The sequence below is a fragment of the Kordia sp. genome (assembly GCF_022447245.1).
Taxonomy (GTDB): Bacteria; Bacteroidota; Bacteroidia; order Flavobacteriales; family Flavobacteriaceae; genus Kordia.
In genome coordinates, this window is sequence record NZ_JAKVBC010000068.1 from 1 (window position 1) to 6,746 (window position 6,746).

Sequence of the window (6,746 nt, forward strand, 5' to 3'; positions counted from 1 at the left end):
AAACAGCAAAATAAATAAAAAAATAACTCAAAACCAGTGCAGGAATTGAGCTACTTAGATTACTTTATGTTATGTTTAGCTTTAAAATCGGTTCTAGCTTGTTGAGCTTGTTCTGGTGTGTCGTATGTGCCAATATAATATTTAGTATTATTCATCTGAATCTCCGATCTAAATCTTTGCCCTCTTTTTCTAATACCTATTCCATACACACTTCTATTCGATCTGTAAGCTTCTTGATTTTGTCTATGCGTTACCCATCTTAAATTGATAGCCCTATTATCGGTCTTTGTGCCGTTAATGTGATCTACTTGCAGCCCTTCTTTATAACCACCACAAAAAGCAAAGCCAACTAATCTATGCACAAAAAAATGTTTTCTATTAGCACTTATAGATAGTTCGACTTTCCTGTATCCTTTGTGGTTTTTGTGACCTTTTAAAATTCTTACACTACGACTTTTAAAACTTCTTACTCGTCCCATGTTCGACACCTGATACACGCCATTGTATCCCTGAATATCTTTCCAAATTTCCTGCATAGTATAAATTTAGAAAGCCTAGCTAAAACACTCAAATTAGAGTACTTTAACTAGGCTTAGTTTGTTAATCCTACCAGTATAATTGATAATATAATGTGAACTCATACACCATTACTTGATGTCCTGCTTTTTCTAATTCAGCTTTAAATTTAGACATTCTAGATATTGATCCAGGTATAAGCTTATAAAATTTCTTTTCCATAATAATTGAGTTTTGAAAAATAAACCCTCGAATTCGAGGGCTTTAAATGTGTTGTGTATAAAAACTATCTGAAGTCACTAGGTGCTGCACTTGGCACATCATCGCCAAATGGGTCAACGCCTTGCGGCTCTGCACTAACCGTGCGAAAGCTAAACTTGTGCGTATAGCCATACTGCAAAGTGCGTCTAAAATTAGATGTAGCAATTTGACTATTATAGAAGTCGATGCAAGCTTGATGCACCTGCTCAAAATCTTGTTCAAGTAGATAATCAAAATGTTCATGCGATGTACAAGTATAGCTGCTTGACATCATACCGAAGATCATCCAGTCGGCAACGTTATCGAGTAAGAAAATTATTTTTTGCTGCTGATCAATATTGACAATGCTAATTTGGCTATTGTATATAGTACCATGGTCCCAAACATCAACTTTGCTGTTTAAATCCTCAACTCGTTTGCCTTTTACGTACGTATTAATATAGTCAACTTCTTGGTTCAATAAAGACTGGTAGTAATGATTTCTAGATAAGTTCATAATAATAATTGAGTTTTGAAAGTTGTTAATTGATTACAGTTACAAATATAGCATTTTATTCTTAAAAATACAATGTTTTTAAAAAATATAAAGAACTTTTTGCTTTTTCAGTTAATAATCGTATATTTACACTACATTATTTGACTAAAAAAGCAATACTATATGAAAAATACAATAAAACAACTGCTAGCAAGTCGAAACAAAAGGGCATATGAGCTAGCAGACTTCCTAAACATCAGTAATACTACTGTATCTTATTGGTGTAGTAACTCACACCAACCAAACATACTACACGCATTGTTAATAGCTAAGTTTTTTAAAACATCTGTAGAAGATATTTTTAAATTGCATCAAGATGCGTAAAGAACCTACGCATTATATAGTATCAGATCTTGACTATACTATTAAAGTTATGTATTACACTGTGTGCATTGCTACTTTTGAGATGTACACACGGTATGCAGAATATTTGACAGACAACGCATTATTTTAAACATTAAACTCAATTATTATGAAAATGTACAGAACAGGTCAATACTATAAACTAATTGAAGTCGTAGAAGTTGATCGAGCCACAGAAAAAAGTGTATGGATCAATGGACGCACAATAAGAAAACGCAGCAATTTCTATAGCTACTGGGATACTGTGCAGGATGCAAAACAGCATTTGCTTAAAAAGCTAGAAGAAAAAATACAAGTTCACAAGATTCATATACAATCTGCACAAAAAGAAATTGAATTAATAAATAAAAATTTTTAAACAATTAACAAAACTCAATTATTATGGATATTACTAATCAAGTTCCAACCACACTGGACAGGGCAAAAGATCTTATAAGTCAAAATAAAGACCAGCTAACCGCACTAGGGTTGTTCCAAATGCAGGTAGCCAAGCAGCCAAATAAACAGCAAATAAAAAAGCGTGAAGGCTTTGAACGTGGCAATAAAGTTTATTACGATTACTTGCCTATCAGTCATATTCAAACACTACTGGATGAAATGTTTGCGGGGCTTTGGCAAACTAGAAATTTTGACTGTAAGGTAATTGGAAATGAACTAGTGGGCATTATTGAGTTACACTATTTCCACCCTGTAGCAAATCAATGGTTGGTGCGCACAGGTACAGCAGCAACACAGATACGCCAAAAAAAAGGCGCTGAGATTACAGATATTAACGCTAAGCTAAAAAACAGCTTAGAACAAGATAGCCCGCATCTATTAAGTGACTGCATCAAAAATGCTGCAAAGTCTCTAGGTGCTATTTTTGGACGTGATCTAAATCGCAAACACGTTGATAACTACGAATCTCGTGCTGTTCAAAATGCTAGAGCAGAACAGGTTGATGTAAATAGCTTAACTGATCAGCTTGATAAATGTACCACTACGCAGCAAGTAAAAGACCTATATGCTAGCAATAGTGTTTACGCTTTGCGCAAATTTAGTTGGTTATTTCAAGACAGAATAAAAGAATTACAGGATGAGCAATTCGGATAGACTACAACAAGGCAGCGACGAGTGGTTAAAAGCTCGTCTCGGTGTCTTTACAGCTTCGAGTGCAGCAAAGCTTGTTTGCACTTCTACACTAACACTAACCGCTTTAGATTACATCAGAAAAAAAGCATTAGAAGAAATTACAGGACAGCAACAGGATGTAATTACTATCAATGCAGCAATGCAACATGGTATAGATTGTGAACCCATTGCGGCTGCTAGATATGCAGAATGTAAGAATGAAATGCTAGCAGAAACAGGCTTAGATCTTTGGTCAGAAAACAATCAAGTAGGTGCTAGTTTTGATCGTGTGATACTTAATAAAAACGCTGCTATTGAAATTAAATGCCCTGCACTGCATACACATTGTAAATATATGGAGATAGAGACAGCAGCAGACTTAAAGAAAGTAGCTAAAAATTACTACTGGCAAATTATGCAACAAATGCTAGTAGGTAGTTTTGATTACATAGACTTTGTGTCTTTTTGTCCTAGCTTAGATGTTAAAGAGCTGTTTATACTTCGTGTTGAGCGCAACGATAAAGACATACAGCAGTTAAAGAAATGCCTGTTAAAAGCTATTCAGAAAAAACAACAGCTAGTTAAGCTGTACAAAAAATAGAACTATGAAATACATAATATTGATATTCGCATTAGCATTGTGCAACATCTGCACTGCTCAATTAGAGTTAGACAAAGTAAATAGACAAACTGTCTTAGATATATTAGATAAAAAATCTGATATGTCGGTCACTTGGGATAACATAAAAATTACATCAGATTACATAGAGATAAACGACACAAAATATCTAATTAACTGGTCATATGCTGAAAGTGTGGCTAATGCTAGTATTTTGATAGTGTCAGATAATTGCACTGTTAGACTTATATTTTTAAATGAATTTACATGCGCAGCTATGATTACAAAATATTGCGGTGTGACTTTACGCTCATACATGAACCAAGATAAACTATAATTAAACAACAACTAAAAAACATTATTATGTCAAATAGAAAATTTATAAACTCAAACGACAATTGTTTTAACTCTATGGTTGATGCTAGCCTCAATCTTTCAATAGTGCCAACTCAGATAAATTTAAAATTAAAAGAGATAAATGGAATGATAGAGCAACAAGCAGCCGAAGCAATGGAAAAAGTGTTTTATGAGATAGAAGAAGGTAAACTGCTAGTTGAAATAATAGAACGAAAAACCAAAGATAACATCTTTCAAATGGTTGAAAATTCTGTGCATAAATGGCTAGATCATGGTGGGTTACAAGATGCTATCAATAGAGCTGTAAGTCATAAACTGTCATTAGAAGTAAATGCAATAGCTAGCCAAATAATATCAAAATTAAAAGAGTAATTTATTAACAATCTGTAATAATATGCTAAGTCCGTTCCTGTGGTGGGTTCGGACTTTTTTTATATCCCTCTAATCTGTTTGATATACGCTGTCTTTTCTGCATCAGCTAACAACAAACACTGCTTAAAATGCTCTATATGTCCATCTAACGGCACAAAGTCAAGCATCTTTATTTGTTGTATGCCTTCATTATTTTCAAAGTAAGATACAAAAATACACTTTTCAAAGTCAGTGCATACCAAGTGCGCTACACATTGCCAATAGGCAGCTTTGCTTGTATAGAATAGATGTGCAGGAGATTTGCAAAGTAAGTACTTGCAATGATAAGGTAAGGTAGGGCATTTAATTTCTAGTGCTATTCTTTGATTGTCTCTAATTATAACAGCATCAGGTTTACTGTGTAAAATCGTTGGATGCTCATTCCATCTATACGACCTTGTTTTTATAGCTTGTAGCTCGTTTATTTCTTCAAACATAGATAGTGCTTTAGGCTGCTGTAAAATGCCTTGTATCATGTTTTTGTTGCTGTATTTCTCAAGTGGTCGCCTGGTTACTTGTTCTATAGCTTTTTCTAAACAAAGTGTTTTTGCACCTTTGCGAAGTACTGCTTTTTGATCAGGATTGCTAATAAGCCTGTAAACATCTGACGCTGCAAAAACACCTTGTAAAGTATCCATTTTTATATATTTTGCTCACACCATAAAGCAGTGTGCAGTAAACATTCTACATATATATCTTGTATTTCTTCATTCATCAATAGCTGTACATCCTCACGATTATCAAAAAACAAAAACTCTGGCAAGATAGCAGGACACGCAGTATTACGCACCATCCAAAACCCTGCTTCGTAGTCTACATCGTTATCGTTGTAAGTCTGTTTAAGTAGCTTAAAACCGCTTACATTTTCAAATGCTGTTTTAACTTCGTGCCAAAGTTCAGATGCTATTCTATCTGAGCTTGTTTGACCTTTAGATGTAAATACACAAAATCCTCGTGCTTTACCTTGGCTACTTGCATTGCTGTGTAATTCAAACAAGATACACTTTTGTCTATTCCTGTGATGCTCGTTTATCTGTGCAGATTTATAGCGTAGTGACCAGTCTTTGTAATCGTGATAGAACCGTTTATAAGTCAGTCCTACTTCGTCCATGCGCTTGATAAGCTTTTCGGCTATAATGCGATTGAATACACCTTCACAAAACATGTTCCCTATATGCAAGTTTAAGTTATCATGTATCTTAAATTTACTAGGATAAGTCACATATTTGCCCGTGTCGGGATCAATTCCACCGTGACCAGCACTAATAGCATAACAGTACTTAGAAGGCTGCTGTTTGTCCTCTAAAAGATCTGTCAGTAAATTAAGCTGTTTTTCTAATTGAGACTTTAAAAAACGCAGATCTTTGACTACTTGCTTAATCTTCCTGTTGTCCATTGAAATACTTGTTTAGCTTCTTTAGTAGCCATCGGATCACTTTATCAGGGTCTATTTTGTCATCTGTTGTAGCTTCTTCTTTGTCAATCCAAAATGGTTTGAGTAGATCATGAGTATTACATGATAGTAGATACTTAGTTTCTGTACTGTCTAGTACTTCGATCTTTAGATGTCCGCTAAAATTTGCGTACATGCCATCGTTTTCAATGTTTAATGTGTTCATTTTCTTGCTTTTTTAGTTGTGCAAAATCATCTATGTTAAAGATGTCTGCGTCAATTTTAAATAATTCTGGTATATAAAAATCTTTGTTTTGTGTGTCGTCTATTTGCAGTACAAAGACAGATGCGACAACACAAAACACAAGTGCAAACGCTAAGTGCTTACACTTGTATTTAGCTGCTACATAAGCTGTTTTAGTTGCTTGTATTCTTTCAAACAGTTCTTGCAATGTCATAGTTTATCTATTAGTTCATAGTGTTGTCTGATAATGCGCTCTGAATATGCTATCAAACGATCTATTTTTATGTCTTGCTTTGCTATTGCGTCAATACGTTTCTGTATTAGTTCTTCTTCAAGTTTTCGCAATTCACGTGCATTTTTTATACTAATCGCAGTTTCATATACATACATGAAACACAATGATAGTATAGCCAAAGCGCATATAGTTAATAAAATAGGGGCTAAAAATTGGGACATCTTTTAGATAGATTAGTTAGATAATTAAGTTAGCCCATTGATGTTGATCGTCTCTATGTCGTTACTTACCATGCTAATCAAGTTTAGTTTAGTGTAGTTCTGATCACTTGGGTTAACTCTGTTTCTAATCATGTTAGAGTAGTTATCATTGCTACCATCACCCATCAACCAAACCTGCGTAGACCAACTAGAATTAGTATTTCCTATTTGGAAATTATTAGTATTTGAGCCACTATTGCACTGTCTGTAACTATTGCCAACTTTGTAATCTTGCAGCCATTTCATAGGGTCAGTTATCATAGTTTCAACTTCAGTTGTAGTAGGCATAGATTCATCTGTCTTAAGAGTAGTAGTCATAAAAGCAGCTACTTTACCATGGAATGATCTATTAGAACCACGACCACCAATACTCAATTGACCTAATGTAGCTCTATCCATTCTATAACCAGTTTGTGTCCAGTTAGATTCTATACTTCTATTT

At 34.3% G+C, this 6,746-nt stretch carries 14 protein-coding genes; 6 read left to right on the top strand and 8 right to left on the bottom strand.

What is annotated here, in order from left to right:
* Positions 1–59 precede the first annotated feature (59 nt).
* A complete protein-coding gene (locus MK119_RS23840; RefSeq protein WP_290684173.1) occupies positions 60–536 on the bottom strand; it encodes an NUMOD4 motif-containing HNH endonuclease in 477 nt (158 codons plus the stop codon).
* 266 nt (positions 537–802) lie between these two features.
* Positions 803–1,273 carry a hypothetical protein gene (locus tag MK119_RS23845; RefSeq protein WP_290684175.1) on the bottom strand — a complete coding sequence of 157 codons (471 nt, stop codon included), beginning with the start codon at positions 1,271–1,273 and terminating at the stop codon, positions 803–805.
* A gap of 162 nt (positions 1,274–1,435) precedes the next feature.
* Between MK119_RS23845 and MK119_RS24500 the strand changes: the two genes are divergently transcribed.
* The 6 genes from MK119_RS24500 to MK119_RS23870 all read left to right on the top strand — a co-directional run bounded on the left by MK119_RS24500 (position 1,436) and on the right by MK119_RS23870 (position 4,133).
* Positions 1,436–1,636, top strand: coding sequence for a helix-turn-helix domain-containing protein (locus MK119_RS24500; protein WP_366512872.1), 201 nt, complete (start codon positions 1,436–1,438; stop codon positions 1,634–1,636).
* A 148-nt stretch (positions 1,637–1,784) separates the two neighbouring features.
* Positions 1,785–2,033 (top strand): hypothetical protein, encoded by a 249-nt coding sequence (locus MK119_RS23850; RefSeq protein WP_290684176.1) that lies wholly within the window; start codon positions 1,785–1,787, stop codon positions 2,031–2,033.
* A 23-nt stretch (positions 2,034–2,056) separates the two neighbouring features.
* Complete coding sequence (locus tag MK119_RS23855; RefSeq protein ID WP_290684177.1) at positions 2,057–2,767, top strand: hypothetical protein; 711 nt, start codon at positions 2,057–2,059, stop codon at positions 2,765–2,767.
* Complete coding sequence (locus tag MK119_RS23860; protein WP_290684179.1) at positions 2,751–3,386, top strand: lambda exonuclease family protein; 636 nt, start codon at positions 2,751–2,753, stop codon at positions 3,384–3,386. The genes MK119_RS23855 and MK119_RS23860 overlap by 17 nt, the downstream gene beginning before the upstream one ends.
* Positions 3,387–3,390: 4 nt before the next feature.
* Entirely contained in the window at positions 3,391–3,741 is a 351-nt protein-coding gene (locus MK119_RS23865; protein ID WP_290684181.1) for a hypothetical protein, read from the top strand.
* 26 nt (positions 3,742–3,767) lie between these two features.
* Entirely contained in the window at positions 3,768–4,133 is a 366-nt protein-coding gene (locus MK119_RS23870; protein ID WP_290684183.1) for a hypothetical protein, read from the top strand.
* 59 nt (positions 4,134–4,192) lie between these two features.
* Here MK119_RS23870 and MK119_RS23875 read toward each other — a convergent pair whose 3' ends face one another.
* The 6 genes from MK119_RS23875 to MK119_RS23900 all read right to left on the bottom strand — a co-directional run.
* Complete coding sequence (locus tag MK119_RS23875) at positions 4,193–4,810, bottom strand: YqaJ viral recombinase family protein (RefSeq protein WP_290684185.1); 618 nt, start codon at positions 4,808–4,810, stop codon at positions 4,193–4,195.
* Positions 4,811–4,812: 2 nt separating this feature from the next.
* Positions 4,813–5,568 (bottom strand): N-acetylmuramoyl-L-alanine amidase, encoded by a 756-nt coding sequence (locus MK119_RS23880; protein ID WP_290684187.1) that lies wholly within the window; start codon positions 5,566–5,568, stop codon positions 4,813–4,815.
* Positions 5,549–5,791, bottom strand: a complete 243-nt coding sequence (locus tag MK119_RS23885) for a hypothetical protein (protein ID WP_290684189.1) — start codon at positions 5,789–5,791, stop codon at positions 5,549–5,551. The genes MK119_RS23880 and MK119_RS23885 overlap by 20 nt, the downstream gene beginning before the upstream one ends.
* Positions 5,772–6,023: a hypothetical protein gene (locus tag MK119_RS23890; protein WP_290684191.1), complete on the bottom strand. Its 252-nt coding sequence runs from the start codon at positions 6,021–6,023 to the stop codon at positions 5,772–5,774. The genes MK119_RS23885 and MK119_RS23890 overlap by 20 nt, the downstream gene beginning before the upstream one ends.
* On the bottom strand, positions 6,020–6,223 hold the full coding sequence (locus MK119_RS23895; RefSeq protein WP_290684193.1) for a hypothetical protein: 204 nt from the start codon (positions 6,221–6,223) through the stop codon (positions 6,020–6,022). The genes MK119_RS23890 and MK119_RS23895 overlap by 4 nt, the downstream gene beginning before the upstream one ends.
* A 66-nt stretch (positions 6,224–6,289) precedes the next feature.
* Positions 6,290–6,746 (bottom strand): hypothetical protein (locus tag MK119_RS23900; RefSeq protein WP_290684195.1); only part of this gene is annotated, 457 nt, incomplete at its 5' end.